The 16,248-nt window shown below is 47.3% G+C and carries 10 protein-coding genes; 2 read left to right on the top strand and 8 right to left on the bottom strand.

What is annotated here, in order from left to right; all coding sequences use genetic code 11:
- Positions 1-72: 72 nt before the first annotated feature.
- The 7 genes from proB to DVG78_RS04450 all read right to left on the bottom strand — a co-directional run bounded on the left by proB (position 73) and on the right by DVG78_RS04450 (position 13,079).
- The gene (gene proB / locus DVG78_RS04480) at positions 73-1,104 is read right to left on the bottom strand and encodes a glutamate 5-kinase (protein ID WP_114459853.1); all 1,032 of its coding nucleotides are present in this window, start codon (positions 1,102-1,104) and stop codon (positions 73-75) included.
- Between the two features lie 168 nt (positions 1,105-1,272).
- A complete protein-coding gene (locus DVG78_RS04475; RefSeq protein WP_114459852.1) occupies positions 1,273-2,685 on the bottom strand; it encodes a SusD/RagB family nutrient-binding outer membrane lipoprotein in 1,413 nt (470 codons plus the stop codon).
- A gap of 33 nt (positions 2,686-2,718) precedes the next feature.
- The gene (locus tag DVG78_RS04470) at positions 2,719-5,886 is read right to left on the bottom strand and encodes a SusC/RagA family TonB-linked outer membrane protein (protein WP_114459851.1); all 3,168 of its coding nucleotides are present in this window, start codon (positions 5,884-5,886) and stop codon (positions 2,719-2,721) included.
- 85 nt (positions 5,887-5,971) lie between these two features.
- Positions 5,972-6,574, bottom strand: coding sequence for a peptidylprolyl isomerase (locus DVG78_RS04465; protein ID WP_229598131.1), 603 nt, complete (start codon positions 6,572-6,574; stop codon positions 5,972-5,974).
- Between the two features lie 138 nt (positions 6,575-6,712).
- Complete coding sequence (locus tag DVG78_RS04460; RefSeq protein ID WP_114459850.1) at positions 6,713-9,025, bottom strand: FAD-dependent oxidoreductase; 2,313 nt, start codon at positions 9,023-9,025, stop codon at positions 6,713-6,715.
- Between the two features lie 197 nt (positions 9,026-9,222).
- Complete coding sequence (locus DVG78_RS04455) at positions 9,223-11,232, bottom strand: glycoside hydrolase family 2 protein (RefSeq protein ID WP_114459849.1); 2,010 nt, start codon at positions 11,230-11,232, stop codon at positions 9,223-9,225.
- A gap of 131 nt (positions 11,233-11,363) precedes the next feature.
- Positions 11,364-13,079 (bottom strand): sodium:solute symporter family protein, encoded by a 1,716-nt coding sequence (locus DVG78_RS04450; protein ID WP_114459848.1) that lies wholly within the window; start codon positions 13,077-13,079, stop codon positions 11,364-11,366.
- 134 nt (positions 13,080-13,213) lie between these two features.
- On the opposite strand from DVG78_RS04450, the gene DVG78_RS30005 reads away from it, so the two are divergent.
- Entirely contained in the window at positions 13,214-13,360 is a 147-nt protein-coding gene (locus DVG78_RS30005) for a hypothetical protein (RefSeq protein ID WP_158549965.1), read from the top strand.
- Positions 13,361-13,482: 122 nt separating this feature from the next.
- Complete coding sequence (locus DVG78_RS30000; RefSeq protein WP_158549964.1) at positions 13,483-13,620, top strand: hypothetical protein; 138 nt, start codon at positions 13,483-13,485, stop codon at positions 13,618-13,620.
- A gap of 11 nt (positions 13,621-13,631) precedes the next feature.
- Here DVG78_RS30000 and DVG78_RS04445 read toward each other — a convergent pair whose 3' ends face one another.
- Positions 13,632-16,142, bottom strand: a complete 2,511-nt coding sequence (locus DVG78_RS04445) for a glycoside hydrolase family protein (protein ID WP_114460043.1) — start codon at positions 16,140-16,142, stop codon at positions 13,632-13,634.
- Positions 16,143-16,248 lie beyond the last annotated feature (106 nt).

Raw genomic sequence — 16,248 nt, 5'->3', positions numbered from 1 at the left:
GGGCTTTTCTCTTTAGAGTGTTGATGTATTTTTTAGAGTGGTGATGGTTTTGAGAAACCATCACCACCGCACTTAAAGCAGCACAATATCATTTGCATTGGCTACTTCAAAGTTTTGGGTTTTCAGGTTTTGAGCAATCGAGGTTGAAGATTCTTTTGCTTTGGCCACCGCCACCGACGTACCTTCTTCATCCACAATTTCAACCGCTTCACCAGCTTCAAAATCTCCTTCTACTTCCGTGATTCCGACGGCTAAAAGGCTCTTTCGGTTTTGAAGGGCCAACGCAGCCCCCGCGTCGATCAGGATACGCCCCGCCACCAAACTACCGCTTCCAAGCCAGCGATTGCGGGCCGAAAGCACATTTTCCTGAGAAACAAATACGGTTCCAGTTTCTTCTCGCAATGCCCTTAAAATACCATCTGATTCGTTCATTCCGAAGATAATCGTCCGAATACCCATACGCATAGCGAGTTTGGCGAAGGTAAGTTTGGAGGTCATACCGCCCAAACCTACGCTAGACTTATCCGTTCTGACGTACTTAAAAACATCATTCACCTGCGAAACTCTCGGGATAACTTTACCGGTATTGTCCAACAATCCACCTACTGATGTACACAGCATCAACGTATCGGCGCCGAAACCTACCGCAATGAGCGTTGCCAGTTCGTCATTATCAGAAAACTTTAATTCGCGGCTGCTGACCACGTCGTTTTCATTCACAATTGGGATAATGCCGTTGTCCCACAACTCCTGAAAGGTTTCTTTCATTTGTAAAAACTGGTCACGGTTGGCAAAATGCCCTCGCTCGCAGAGGCTCTGGGCCACAGGAATCTCATAAGGAGCAAAAAACTGCGCGTATTTATTGAGTAACAACAGGTTACCAATGGCCGCTGCCGCTTTTCGCTGGGCTATTTCGCCCGCATAATTACGGATATACTGCTTTCCTGCCGCCACCGCCCCCGACGATACAATGACCAAATGATACTCCGAATACAACTGCGCCACCTGCCGCGCAATCTCCACCATCACCAATTGATTCAGCTCTCCGTTGGCTTTGGTAATGGCCGCACTTCCAAATTTTATAACTAAGATGGGTTTTGACATGAATCGTAATCTTTGCGGCAAAGTTACGAACCAGAAAGGGTTACCCAAATTTAGCGTTCAGGAATCGCAAAACCATTTGTTGAGAACGACACATTGAATCCACTCATTACACAAAAAGCGAGCGACTTTCGCCGCTCGCTTTTGAACTGAACTCATCAGGAAAAACCTCTATTTATCAAACCACTGCGGCGTGTCCAGCGTCAATCCCGATGGCGTATTAGGATTAGAATTGACCTCTTCGCTGCGGTAAAGCAGGCGGCGTATCAAACCCGCTACGGGTGCTCCCGTTGGAGTAGTCATGGCAGGTACTTCCTGTCCAATGGCTCCCGAACGACGGTGCTGCACCCAGCCTTCAATCGGCCGCATAAACAAGTCTAAGTATTGCTGTTGCGCCAAAACGGTTTTGTAATTGGCAGCCGTCAGAGCAGGCAAGCCCGCTACATAGGCATCTGTTTGGGCCGCAGTGACTCCCAGCGCCAACATTGATTCGCGCACGCCCGCCCGCATCTTGGTGGTAGCAGCCTCAAAGCCTCCGGGTGCAAATCCCCGGGCAATGGCTTCCGCTTCAAACAACAATTGCTCTGAATACGAAAACGATACTTCAGGAAGGTCGGGTTTCAGCAAGTTCATATTGACCAAAGCAGACTTGGTGGTATAAACTTCAACCGGTCCCAGTGCAATAAACTCATTGGGAGCCGCATCCGTACCAGGCTGATAAAAATACGGAATCCGTGGATCTTTGAGCGACACCAGCAAGTCATAAACGGGCTTGGAGCAATACCAATCCGACTGTACGCCACCCCTAAAAATAGCCGTAAACGAAAAGCGTGGGTTCTGACGACCAGGCTGATTGAAATACTTATACAACATGGCATCGGCACTGGAAGAAATCATATTTCCTCCAGCAACCAACTGACCAATGGCTGCACCTTTGGTAGGATCAGAATCGACCATTGAAAATAAAATTCTCATTTTCAGCGAGTTGGCAAATTTACGCCACTTGACCATGTCGCCGCCGTAATACAAGTCATTGGGAGCGATGATGCCTTTTGCGTTCAAATCAATCATACCGATAGCTTCATCGAGTAGGGCAACAGTGCCGTTCAACACATCCTGTTGTTTGTCAAATTTAGGAAAGTCTACTTTGCCGTTTGCGGCTTCTGTAAACGGAATATCGCCCCACAATAAAGAGGTTTGCGAATAGGCAAACGCCATCAATATTTTACACTGAGCCAAGGCATTTTTATTGACAGGCTGGGTGTTTTGAGCAATTTCAATGGCCACATTCAGGTTTTTGAGAACGTCGGTATACGTACGTCCCCAAGCACTACGGATACGAGTCTGGTCATACTGCGACTGCGAAAGGCCCCAGCGGCCGCCAGAGGCCCACATCTGATTCATCAGGGCAATGGGCCAAGTGAGTTCGGCCACGCGCAAAAGCGAAAATTGCGTAGAAGCTCCCGAAAACAACAACGCGGGGTCAACCGATGTAGAGCGGTTGGGGTCGACGTTGATGTTGCTGTCTTTGAAACAAGCCGTTGTGGAAATGGCCAGCAATGCGGCTAAAATCAGCTTTTTCATGTTGGTTGTAGTTGATATAAGTGAATATTTTTATTAAAATGTAAATCGTAAGTTACCACCCACAGTGCGACTGCTCGGGATACTTCCGCGCTCCAGTCCTTCTCCGATGAGGCCCGTTCCCAATACGTTGGCTTCGGGGTCAATGTGCGGCACTTTCGAACTGATAATCCAAAGATTACGCCCTTCTATACCTAACGCAATACTACCGAAAGGTGTTTTGCTAATCCACGATTTAGGCAAATTATACGCAATGCGTACCTCGCGTAACTTAGTGTAAGAACCGTCGAAAATGTTATTTTCGGGACTTACAGAATTATCCAATTGGCTCCAGTATTGTTGGATACTCGCCACTGGTTTATCGTTCGGACGGAAGGTACCGTCGGCGTTACGAATCACACCAGGGTCAATGAAAGGAGTCCGATTGTCGACGGCCGTTTCGGCGGCTAAGCCACTGCCGCGCACAATACTTACCGTTTGTGAGTTGATTACACCGCCCTTGCGCACATCCACCAGAAAGTTAAAATCAATGCCTTTGTAAGAGAACGAGTTGTTGATACCCAACGTCCAATCAGGATAAATGGAGCCAAATACCTTACGTGGGCCAGGCGTACGTAAGCCCGTTGTGGGGTTGATGATGATATTTCCCTGCGGGTCACGCAACCAACCTACGCCCTGAATACTAAACGTTTCGCCAGGACGAGCCACCACAAAAATCCCGAATCCGTCGCCCGAAGTGGTGATAAATTCGGTCAGACCGGGCGCTAAGGATTCTACGCGGTTGATGTTTCGGTTGAAGTTAAAGGCCGCATCCCAACGAAAGCCAGAACGGGTTTTGAACGGCGTAACGGTCAGCATCGCCTCCAAACCTGTGTTGGAAATCTCGCCCACGTTCAAACGTCTGGCCGAGTAACCCGTCGTTTGGGGAATGGCAATGGAGATAATTTGGTCGTAGTTGAGGGTTTTGTAGTAGGTCATATCCAAGCCCAAACGTCCGCCAAAAAACTTCAACTCCGCCCCGAATTCATACGAAGTTTGCTGCTGTGGTTTGAGGTTGGTAGGCGGCAAAATATTGGTGGCTCCGAAAGCCGATGCCCCGCCGATAGGATACAGAATATTGAAGGTATAAATATCGCTGGCCTGCGTAAGTGGGTTGTACGTAAACGATAATTGGTACGGGTCTTCGTCCGAACCTACATTGGCGTAGTTGGCGCGCAGTTTGGCATAACTCAAAATGTCATTTTTAACAATTCCTAAATTCGGGAATGCTTCAGTCAACACAAAAGAGACGCTAGCCGATGGATAAAAATACGAGTTGTTATTAACAGGAAGCGTTGAAGACCAGTCATTTCTACCCGTTACGTTCAGAAACAAATAGTTTTTGTAATCAAAGCTAAAGTCGCCATACACTCCAAAAATATCGCGCCGACTGAAGAAGTTGGACGGCACGTTGGATTGGGCGTTGGCAAAAGTATAAAGTTGGTCAATGTTTAAACCTTCCGACAACAAACGCGAACGGCGAATGGTACGTTGGTTAAACTGATGCCCAACGATGCCCTTGAAAGTCCAGTTGGTATTGATTTTGCGCGAAATCGTTCCCAAAATATCCGTTTGGAGTTCGCGTTCAAAAATATCGTTGGTTTCAAACTGTCCGTTTAAGCGTCCGCGTGTTCCTTTGCGCGTTACAGCGCGGCGGTTTTCGGTAAAGAAGTCCGTACCCACGCGCCCCGTTACGTTAAACCAAGGCGTCACATCATAGCTGAGGCTAGTTCCACCGTATACACGGTCAACAGTATTGGAAAAACGGTTGAACGCCGTTACAAAATAAGGGTTATTCTGAACACCATTGAGGTCAATAGAGCGTGCCAAATCGCCCGTCCAACCTACGGGAACCGCCTGCGTCGAAGGTGCGAAAAGATTATCTCTCAATTCGTTAATATCTACCGTCACGGGCAAACCTGCCAAAATCGTAGCGATGATGTTGGTCGTATTTGAGCCTTGCTGAGGGCGTCCGTCGCTGGTGGTACGTACGTAGTTCACCCACGCGCGTGAGGTCAGTTTATCCGAAATTTTTTTGCCTGCATTGATGGCAAATGTATTGCGGTTGAGTTCAGAACCGGGCACCGTACCCGTTTGACGTAAGTTGGTGTAACCGATACGATAATCTCCTTGGTCGGTAGCACCGTCCAGCGAAACGCTGTTAATCATGGTATGACCTGTCACAAAGAAATTTTTCCAGTTTTGCGGATACGCCTGCAAACCCTGCACCGTTTCGCCTTTGTAATCCCTCACGGGTCCCGTCACGCTAGAAATCTTTGGCCCCCAGCCATTACCCGATTGCGCGTTGTAAACTCCTAAATTTCCCTGGGCGTATTCCGTTTGAAGGTCAGGAACCCGTAAAACATTATCGGTACGATAAGATGAGTTGACCGTCACGTTCATTTTTTTCGCTCCTTGCTTACCGCGTTTGGTCGTAATCACAATCACACCATTGCGGGCCCGCGAGCCGTACAAAGCCGACGCCGCCGCCCCTTTCAGCACGTTCATGGTTTCAATGTCGTCGGGGTTTAAATCTCCCGCCCGGTTACCTACGTCTACCCCACCCGTCACCACGTCGGTTTCGGAGTTGTTAAAAGAAGAGTTTGAAATCGGGATTCCATCTACCACAAATAGCGGCTCGCTGGAGCTTGAAATGGAGTTGGCACCGCGAATCATAACGCGGCTAGAACCACCCACCGTACCCGACTGCTGCGAAATGCGCACCCCCGCAATCCGGCCCGCCATTGAATTGAGCACATTTGGGTCGCGCGCTTTGACGAGTTCAGCGCCGCCGATGGTTGAAACAGCATAGCCCAGTTCTTTTTTCTCACGCACAATGGCATTGGCTGTTACAACTACTTCGTTCAAATTGACCAAATCAGCCTCCAATTGAATATTTATTGTAGACTGGTTTCCAATTTCAACATCCGCCGTTTTGTAACCGATAAACGAAAACACCAACGTACCCGATTTGTCGGGAACGCTAATTTGGTAGGTACCGTCAGCCTTGGTTGCCGTCCCTACATTGGTTCCCTTGATTAAAACATTGACGCCAGGGACGCCTTCATTTTCGGGCGAGGTAACTTTCCCCGAAATCGTTTTGGTCTGCGCTCGTCCGAGCATAGACATGCCTAACAACATTAACAGAAGTAACCTTCTTTTCATGAGGAGATTTGGTTTTTATGGTGTACAGAAAATGGGTAATCGACGAAAAAAAGGTATCCCGAGCTGATTTTAGGACACCTTTAGTCTATTTTACGCGCCGCACAGCGGTAATTACGACGGGATTTTTCAGTAATTGCATGGGATTAGAGAAAGCGTTGGTCGGTCCAGGTTGGCCCGTTTCTCCCTTCTGAATTTTGCGAACCACCTTCATACCTTTCACTACCTTTCCAAAAGCAGCAAACCCCTGACCATCGGGGTTTCGCTTACCTCCAAAGTCAAGTTCAGGCTGGGCATTAATGCAAATAAAAAATTCGGAAGCTCCGCTTTCGGGCTTCCCACGCGCCATCGAAATAGCTCCATCCACGTGCAGAATACCCGTTTTGTTGGTTGTTTCCTGCGGGATGGGCGGCAGCATTTTAGTAGAATCACTTTGAAGTCCTCCTTGGATTACTTCAATTTTGACGGGGCTGGTAGACTGATTATCCATACGTACGACGCGGTAAAACTTACCTCCGTCGTAGCGTTTTTCATCCACATAGCGCAGAAAATTAGCCACCGTAATCGGGGCTTTATCGGCGTAAAGTTCAACGACAATCTTACCCATCGAGGTTTCAATTTGAACTTTCTGGGCAAAAATCAACGAAAACGAACTAAAAATAAGGGCGAAAACAAATAGAGGTTTCTTCACAAGGGAGGTTATTTTGGCTGAATGGAAGACCAATATATATGTTATATCCCATTAAGTCAAGCACTTGCTATCAAACCTCTAAAAATTTAAAGTTGTTTATGAAATTATGCAAAAAATTTAAAAATACATGCCTAATACCTAATAACAACGAACCTCCATCAACGCCGCTGGAACATTGACCGAAGGATGCTCTACCTCGATGGTAAGCGATTGGGTCACGATGGCGTGCTCCAATACAATCGTCCGCTGACTTTGGTGATTGTTTTTAATTTGGGCAACCACTTCGTTTTTATCGTTCAAAATCCGCACATTTTTTACGCAAAACGGCATTTCATTTTCAGGGTGTGCCATCAATACGGTTTCCATGGGATGATCAAAATCCGTATCAAAATGCAAAACGATTTCTGAAATATGCTGTTTTTCAGCCCATTCTAAAAGCAAAGAAGGATTTTTATCGGTATAATCCGCCACCCAGGCATTGGGTTGGCCGGTGGGTCGTTGGAGTCCGTTGCGTATATTTTCTGCTTGAAAAGCAGAAAATGCTGGTTCAACTTTCAGCGCCAAATTTTTTCCCGCCGGACGGCGTTGCGGACACCAAAATTCAAAAGTATCTACGCCAATATCTTCAACGGGTTCTTGTTTGCCATAGTTGGAAACCGCTTCATTGATCGTGTTGAATACCGACAAAATACCCGTGATACGTTGGTCTGAATAGTGAATTCTTACTTTTTCATTTTTTTGAATCACCAGAAAAGCATACCCCAAACTTTCTAAGTCTTGATTTCCCGTCAGTGCATCAACAATATCAAACTCCAAATGCACGCAATTACGGCCCTTTTGCAGCGAAATAGTCCGTTTTTCAAGGATAATATCTGGCGTATGGTTAGTGGCCTTACTCGAAATCCGCAGTTCTATTTCCAGCTCGGTGGGTTCATCGGCGTAGGGGTGAAGGATGGTTTTAAATTTAACGTCGGCGAGGTTGGCTATCGGCAGCATCTGCGCGACCGAAAACGCCAATCGTTGCGGCTCTCCTGAAGGCAGTAATTCTTCTAAAGCTAACTCACTGCTCGCCGAAACAGTGGCTTTTTGAACCAAATCTTGGGCATCCTGTAAACGCAGGGCAGGAATATGCTGCCCCGTTTTAAGCAATTCCTGCTGGAGATACGTAATGTGCTGCTTCTCTGAGAGTTGACGCGGCAGCAGTCCTTTTTCAATGCATACTTTCGCCGCCATGCCCACCACCTGTCCGCCGTGGGCGCTTGTGGCCATTACCCGCGACGAACCAAACGCCACGTGGCTCGCCGAAATGATACGCCCCGCAATGAACAGGTTATTGATATTTTTGGAATAAAAGCACCGGTACGGAATTCCGTACAAGCCTTTGCTGTGCCACTGATTACAACTGGATTGACCGATTTCCGAAAAAACACCATCTGACGGATGCAGATCAATAGACCAACCACCAAAGGCAACATCATCATAATGAGCACGTTGCTCCACAATATCCTGCTGGATCAGCATATAATCACCTTCAAATCGTCGACTCTCGCGTTTGCCGGGAATATGCCCCACCCACTCCAGAGTAAGGTTTGCCGCTTCGGGAAAATTGCCCGAGTTTTTGATGTAATTCCATACTCCATAGACTACTTTCCACAATTCCCACTTAATGGTTTCGGTCTCGTGAACGGTATCCAAACGCCCGCCGTACTCGATCCACCAGAGTTTGCAGCCAAACTCCTGCGTGTTGAACGAGCGGAATTTAGGTACTTTTTGGGTGACATCATGCGCAAAACTCGGCGGCACAAAGTTGATGGGTTTGCCAACATCTTTAGAGTAAAAATAAAGGCTGTGTCCCAACAATTCGCCGTACTCTTTGGATGGCGCAAATTTCTCCCCAAACTCCTCCTTCGATTCCGCGCCCATCCGAAAAGCAGCCCCCGACAAAAATCCTAAAATCCCATCCCCCGACGCATCACAAAAAAGCGGGGCGACAAGCTCATATTGGGTGGAATTTTGGGAGCAGAAAGCGTAGACTTTTGAGATGGTATCGGGCGAAGATTTATCCAAATCATAAACCGATGTATTGAGCAGCAGCGTAATATTGGGCTCAGAAACAACTTTTTCGAGCAAAATGGTATCAAAGATTAGCGGATTGCTGTCAGGGTTTCGGTACATATTTTCGACCAATAACTCATCAATCACGCCCCCTTCCCGCGCCCAACGGTTATTGTTACCCATGTGCGAGGTAGCTCCCAACACCCATAATCGTACTTCGCTTGATGAGTTTCCTCCCAACACGGGGCGGTCGGTAACGAGCACCACTTTTATCCCTCCCCGGGCCGCTGTAATGGCTCCGCACAATCCTGCCAAGCCGCCTCCTACCACTGCTAAATCAGCGGTTAATGTGACACTTTTAGGCAATCTTTTGCCTGTTGCTTCTGCTTTAATCATCCCAATTTCTTTCAAAAATTCGTATTAATCGTATTCTTTATGCTGTTTAGACTTTCCAAGTCTGGGCGCCCCCGCTTAGGCAGCCCCATCTCAAAGACTTGGAAAGTCTGCTTATTTCAATTCAAATTGCTGTTTAGACTTTCCAAGTCTGGGCGCCCCCGCTTGAGCAGCCCGTCTCAAAGACTTGGAAAGTCTGCTTATTTCAATTCAAACGTTTCGGTAACCACCGAAAAGCCTGTAGGTTTCAGTATTTCCAATGTTATATTTTTCTCAAACCCACGTACAGGAACCTTGATTTCCATGCTTTGACCAGGCTGTAAATCAGGAATTACGACCGTATTTCCGTCGGTTTTAAGCACGTATTTTTTAATGGCATACGCAGGAAAATCATTCCGGGCTTTTACTCGAATCACCAATTGATGTTGCCCCTGACCACCTGCCTGATAGCTTACTTTTTCGAGTGTAACAGGCGACATTTCGCGGCGATGGGCGGCATACAATGGTCGTTGATTACGTTCGGGTCCCACCAATCCCCACGGCCGATAGCCATTGGCGGCCGTTCCTACGTGCCTACTTTGGTAATCATTATACGACCACCACGAAGCGCCGACAATGTAAGGTCGCTTTCTAATTTCAGCTATTACACTTTCTAAATGAGACACTTGACCCACTTCGCCTGCCGCATTATCGGCGCGGGTTCCCCACTCGCTGATCAAAATAGGTTTATCTGGATACAGCGCGTGAATATGGTCAAATACTTTGGCGTGATTTCCGTAGGTGTTGGTGGAAACAAAATCACAGTATTGGGTTGCTTCGTCTTCGGGTTTCGCGGGCAAGATATTGAGGCGCATGGACGCAAAGGTGTACAAACGTGTAGGGTCAAGACTACGTCCATAAATCATCATGTCTTTGGTCCAACGTTGACCCGATGGGGTCTCAGACAAATACTCATTGCCCACACTGTACGCAATCACGCTCGGGTGATTCCAGTCGCGCTCCATCATTTCCCGAAACTGCTGCTGAAATTTGCGGCGAATGGTGTCATTGTCCATTTGGGCAGGCGTAAGTTGCCAGTTTCCCGGCTCGGTAATGATGAGCATTCCGTAGCGGTCGGCTAAATCGTAAAAAGTCTCACTCGGAGTATAGTGGGTCAGGCGGTGAAATTCCATTCCCGCTTCTTTCATTAGTCGAAAGTCTTTCTCGACCAACCAATCCGGCTCAAGAGAGCCTAATCCGGGATAATCAACGACTCGATTTCCGCCCGCCAAACGAATCGGTTGACCATTGAGTAACAATTGTGCATTCTGTACTTCCACTTTCCGAATGCCGAAATTCGTCGACAGCGTATCACCGTTGATAGAAGCCTGAAGTTGATATAAGGTAGGTTCGTCGAGATTCCATAATTTCACTTCGGTTGTCTTCAGCGAAGCTTCTGCTTCCAAAATCGCCGTTTGTCCGGCGGCAATAGACGATGAAGATGTTTTCCAAATCAATTTTAAGGGTTGATTTTCCAATGAAATCACCGTTGTCAATTTGGGCGTAACATCCTGTTTCGATGCATTGCGAACGCGGGCTTTGAGGCGCACATGGGCTGTGCCTTTGGCCAAATCAGGCATAGCTTCCACTTTCAGATTTTCCAAATAGACTTCCGATTCCGTGGTCAAATACACAGGCCGAATCAGACCTCCGTAGTTGATCCAACCCGGAAATGGGTCGTTGGCATTTCCATTGTCTTTCGCGCCCGGAATGGAGCCGGTTTGCCACGTATCGTTGTTAATAGAAATAGCCAAAACGTTATCACCTGATTTCAGGAAGTCGGTAATATCAAAATCGAAAGGCGTATAGCCGCCTTCGTGCGTGCCTACTTTTTGGTTGTTGAGCCAAACTTCCGATTTATAATAAGCTGCGTCAAAATGTAAAATGACCCGCTTTCCCGCCTGAGGTTGCCAAGGGAATGACTTCCGATACCACACCGTTCCCGTATAAAATTGATAACGCGGGTCAACCGAAAAGCAATGGGGTACGGTTACTTTGTCCAAACCGTTCACATTGTAACTATCTTTATACCAACCTCTTGCCGCACCCACTTCGCGGGTATCCATGGCAAACGACCACTGTCCGTGCAGCGGAATAGCCTCCGACTGCCGAAGGGTGTATTGTCCAAAAGCAGTAATAGAAACAAGAAAGAATAAAGCACTTAATTTCATAGAGGTTTTTTAATTGATTGTCAGGGCTAAAGCCTACTCTTTACAGTTTATTTTCTTCTTTCACCGCCCTAAAGGGCGGAGCAATTCAGGGCGGAGCAATTCAGGGCGGAGCAATTCAATTCAGGGAAATTCTATTTTATGTCCACAGATACAGCACTTTGCTTCGATAGGTCTATTTTTTGCGCGGCGTACCACGGAATAATTGCTCCCAAAAGAATCACGACCGCAATTCCTGCCGTTACCATGCCTCCCGATGTGGCAAAAGCACTCAATCCCAACAACATAACCGCGACAAAAACCAAGGCACCGGCAATGACCCGCATTCCGAAACGGTTTTGACGTTTGATTTCGATGGCTTCTTCTTCTGTTTCGGCCAATTTAGCGGCTTTGCGCGTGGCTTTGGTGGCTAAGTATTGTTCATATTCTTCAGAAATCAGCCCTTTGGAACGGGCGTATAATTCATAAGCAAGCAACAACACCAAAGGCAAACCGATGCCAATGATGGTTTCTAACGCCCGACTCAATTTGAAATCCAATAACCACGGCGACAATACTTTAAAGAACAAATTGACCGTTAAACCAATCACAGTAATCAAAAAAGTAGTCTTCCCGTTGATTCGTTTGGAGAACAGCGCCCAAAGCGGCGGTGCTAACAACGGCCCACCCGAAATCGCCGAAATACTCAACACCACTTCCACAATTCCACCCGCTGCCGGGACTAATAAAGCAATAACGATCATGCCCAAACCAAAACCCCAAGACGAAAGGCGGGCTATTTTAATCAACTGTTTATCAGATGCTTGCGGATTAATGAATCCTTTATAAATGTCATTGGTAAAAACCGCAGAAACGACATTGAGCGTGGTATTGGCGCTGGCCGACGTGGAGAAATACATGCCCGTGAGCATCAGTCCCAACAAGCCCGGCGGCAATACAGCTTTACAAATCAGCAGGTAGGCATTTTCGGTATCCAAACCCACCAAACCGGGATTGAGCGCACGATAGATCATGGGCGGCAGCATCCAAATCATGGGACTGACGAGGTACAAAGCCGCAAAAAGAAAGGCCACTTTCCGAGCCGATTTGGTGCTGTCGACGCTGGTGTAGCGTTGTACAAAGGTCCAGTTGCCGCCAATGTAGGCAATGTGATACAACACAAAAGCCATCACAAAACCCAAGGTATATTCTCCGTGAAGTAAGTTAAAAAAATCGTCGGGAACGGATTGCGTAAACTTGTCAAAACCACCGACTTTATCCAAAGAAAGCGGCAGCAGAATAAACACCGCCGCCGTCAGAATGACGAATTGTAGAATATCGGTGACCATCACGGCCCACAACCCACCCACGGCGGTGTAGGCAATCATAAACAGTCCCAACACAATGGTCGATTCGACCAACGGGAACCCCAGTGAAATACTCACCAGTTTGGCAACGGGATACAATACCGAGCCTTTGATAAAAACCGAAACCAGCGTAAAAATGCCGATATAGGTTTTCTGAACGCGTTCGCCAAGGCGTTCACGGATAAATTCCGCCGCCGTCAGATTGCCCGTCGCCCGCCAACGCGGTGCCAAAAACAGCCCCGTCACAATAGCTCCAAGACACATGGTCCATTGAATCGTCACGGCTACCCAACCGTGTTTATACGCAATAGAACCCCACGCCACGAAGGTTCCGGCCGAGAAAAAAGACATAAAAAGCGACAATCCGCCAATGAACCAGGGCACGGCCTCGCCTCCTGCAAAAAAGGATTTAAGGTTTCGCCCCGTTCGGGCAAACATCATCCCAATGGCCAGCACAAAGGCCGAGAAGATGAAGATGACGGCGGTATCAATGGTTGAGTTCAAAACGGTTTTACTTAGTTTTGTAAAAAATATATACTTACTCCCAATCAGACAGCGTCAGGACGGTTGCTGCTGCCATTACTAATCCTGACGAGTGGAAAAATAATTCTTTAACTTTATTTTAAAATTCTCCTTCTATGAAAGTCAAGACCATTTCCAAAATTGAAAAAAGAGCGATGACTGCTCTTAAATCAAAAGATGGAAAGATTCCATTTTCTGATAAACTGGCAAAGGCTAACGAAATCTTGACTAAAACAGACTTGTCTGTGTTAAAGCGGAAATAGTTTACTCGCCCTTTAGGTTGTTGAGGCTCATTTCTGATCTGCTTACTCTATTAAATTTACCTATTTGAAAGCATTGGACTAAATGGAATTATTCAAAAGCAATCCCATAAAATTTAAGCTTTATGAAAACAACCAAGCCAACTCTTGACGATAAAGAATGGGGAAAAATCCACCAAACTCTTAAAATTGCGACTGCACCTAAATTGGAACAGGCCAATGAGTTGTTAAAAAAAACACCTTTGCCGGGCAGAAAAAAATAACATTTTTCTGCTCATTTCTCAATCGTTATCACCTCAAAACCAACGGCCAGAAGCTGTTTTTCCATTAGCTTTCCTTTCACAGTCACCTGAAAATCAGCAGCTTGCGCGCGATTATTGAGCAATACTACAAAGAGTCTATCCTTCTTTTCTGATTCTGCCAAAATGTAATCAATCGTTGGGTTGTCCACTTTTACTATTTCCTCATTCACAATAAGATTGACTTTTTCACCATTGATCGTCCCGGAGGCAAAACCGTAGCTTTGGTGCGGTCCCACTTTGGGCGTCACAAATCCGCGCGGAAACTTCACCTGCCCATTGGAACGCAGTTCGGCTTCGGCCATCAGGTAATCGGTAAGCCAACCAACTTGCCACCACGCATGGTGCGGATACGGCCCGGCCCCGCGATTCATGGCGTTCCAATAATACGAAGCCACGCTCGTTTTGGCGTCCACAAAGGCATCACGTCCCCACGCCACCGACCGCGCCATATCGGCAAAAATGGGCTCTTTCGTCAGTTGATGCATCCGAATAAACAGCCCCGCATGACTAGCCAGTTGAATCGGTCCGTGGGTGTTGGAAGAACCAAAAATACCACCGTGTTCAAAACTCAAACCCGCCTGCGAAATTTCCCAATCTTCACGTTGCGTCCCGTTGACGGTTTTGAGGCTGTGGTTCGGAATAGGATGCGTATAAATGGAGGCGGTATAAACCTTGGCGGCCGTAATGGCGGCGTTTTTGTACCTTGAATCATTGGTCAAATCGTACAAATCCAGCAGCGCCTGCGCCGACTGCGCCGTGGCAAAATCGGGCGCATAACGGGCATCCCCGCAGACACCCAAAAAACCGCCCGTTTCCACCGCATTTTTCACAAACCAATCGGCTCCTTTTCGGGCAGCAATCAAGTATTTGGGGTCTTTGAGAATACGATACGCCACCAGCAAACCGTAAAACGTTGGACGCACGTCCTGAATATCTTTGAAGGCTTCCTGCTCGGTTTTGCGGTCGTAGGCGACAGCCCAACTTCCGTTGGCTTTTTGGTTTTTCAACAACCATTCCGCTCCCGCCCGCAACCGCTCTTTGAGGGGTTGATTGTTGGGTTCAAAGAGTAAAATATTACCAATGTCCAACATCGTATAATACGTCACAGCAATAGGTTCCACCACCTCGCCCCACTCTTCGGTAAAGCGTTTTGATTTGGCCAAATAATATTGACCCGCCAAGGCACCTTTGAAAAAACCTTCGTCGGAGATTTGCTGCGTAAACTTGAAATTCAGCGCGTAAGGCAAGACATTTTTTATCAATAAACTGTCGTTGGTAGCCTTAGCCAACATCCACATCGCACCATAATCAGAATTTTTCATGGCGTCTTTGTTAGAACCGACCACACCGCCCAGATACGACTGCGCCCCTATTTTCAAGCCTTTGTACTCCTCAATATTCCAAAGCGACGTTTTGGGGTCGGTCAGGTAATGGTGCATTTTTTGGATGCGGTCAGTCAGTGATTGCTTGCTTTGACGCAGCGAGAGGGCTTCTTTGAGTTGATAAATATTGTACGCGGCATGGTTGATGGCCTTGAACCAATCGCCGTCGATCAGACTATAACGAAACGAATACGTTATCACCTCACCCGCTTTCAGCGCAGATTTGGGCTCACCCAACACAGGATAATAGAGCGTGGGCGAAAGCTGCGATCTGCGGTTTTTGTGCGACAGCCCAACGTTCCAGTTTTGGTGCGTGTTTTGGTCTTTTTCCCACGGGTCGCGGCACAGCACGGGGTCAGGAATGACCGAAATCGTAATGCCGCTTTTGGTCGTAACCAACGGACTTAACGTGCTCGCCGAGCGCTCCCGATAGACGGCAGGCAGGGCAGGAACGCCATGTCCATAAGCGTAAGCCAAGGCAAAATTGGGTTGCATATAATTTCCCTGAAAATAGCCGGGCACCGACGCCCAAGCCATATCTGCTTCACTGACAGGCGCAATTGTGGGAGTAGCCAATGAAAAGTAGCCGGCTGTTTTAGGCGTTAGGGTTTGTTTAACGATAATATCAGTGGGGAATTTAGAATCAAAACCCCACTCGGTCGTCACTTTGGCGTTCTCCGTTTCGTGATTAAAAGTCAGCTTATTTGCGGCCGTTTGTTGGCCGTTTTTCGCAAAAAAGTGAAACGCTTTTCCTGCCGTATTCAACGAAACAGGGCTGATGCTTTCGGCCCACCATTTGGTTTGGTAATGATATTTTGGGCCGGGAAACTCTTCGCCCGTAATGCTTTTAACGATTTGCTCGGGTTTATCCGAGGGTTTTTCGGCGGCATAGAGCAACGTATTTTCGCCCGAAGGCGTTTTTAGATTCGTCCAAGTTTGACCTTTTTTGACCGATAGGGCTTTGAGCTGCCAACCCTGCGCGCTGTTTTCCCACCGCATTTTTACGGACGGACTTTCCAACACCAAAGGTTTTTGCGCCCAACTGTTGCTCCACCCTATCAAAAGGGTCAGTATGAATAGGTTGTGTCTTAGTCTGGACATTGCTTCTTTCATTACGTGTTAATTCTTTATGAGACAATTGTCACCTGTGGGACACAGGCAACGGCAAAAAATTCATCTTTTTACAAATGTTTTTGCCTTTGCGCGG

The sequence above is a fragment of the Runella aurantiaca genome (assembly GCF_003339505.1).
GTDB classification, from domain to species: domain Bacteria; phylum Bacteroidota; class Bacteroidia; order Cytophagales; family Spirosomataceae; genus Runella; species Runella aurantiaca.
Note: the sequence above shows the minus strand (reverse complement) of the source record. Positions and strands in the feature narration are given on the sequence as shown.

Bases quoted from the DNA above. Each gene is read 5' to 3' on its own strand.
- DVG78_RS04455 (WP_114459849.1), bottom strand. From the start codon at position 11,232: ATGAAATTAAGTGCTTTATTCTTTCTTGTTTCTATTACTGCTTTTGGA.
- DVG78_RS04445 (WP_114460043.1), bottom strand. From the start codon at position 16,142: ATGTCCAGACTAAGACACAACCTATTCATACTGACCCTTTTGATAGGG.
- DVG78_RS30005 (WP_158549965.1), top strand. From the start codon at position 13,214: ATGAAAGTCAAGACCATTTCCAAAATTGAAAAAAGAGCGATGACTGCT.
- DVG78_RS30000 (WP_158549964.1), top strand. From the start codon at position 13,483: ATGAAAACAACCAAGCCAACTCTTGACGATAAAGAATGGGGAAAAATC.
- DVG78_RS04460 (WP_114459850.1), bottom strand. From the start codon at position 9,025: ATGATTAAAGCAGAAGCAACAGGCAAAAGATTGCCTAAAAGTGTCACA.
- DVG78_RS04470 (WP_114459851.1), bottom strand. From the start codon at position 5,886: ATGAAAAGAAGGTTACTTCTGTTAATGTTGTTAGGCATGTCTATGCTC.
- proB (WP_114459853.1), bottom strand. From the start codon at position 1,104: ATGTCAAAACCCATCTTAGTTATAAAATTTGGAAGTGCGGCCATTACC.
- DVG78_RS04475 (WP_114459852.1), bottom strand. From the start codon at position 2,685: ATGAAAAAGCTGATTTTAGCCGCATTGCTGGCCATTTCCACAACGGCT.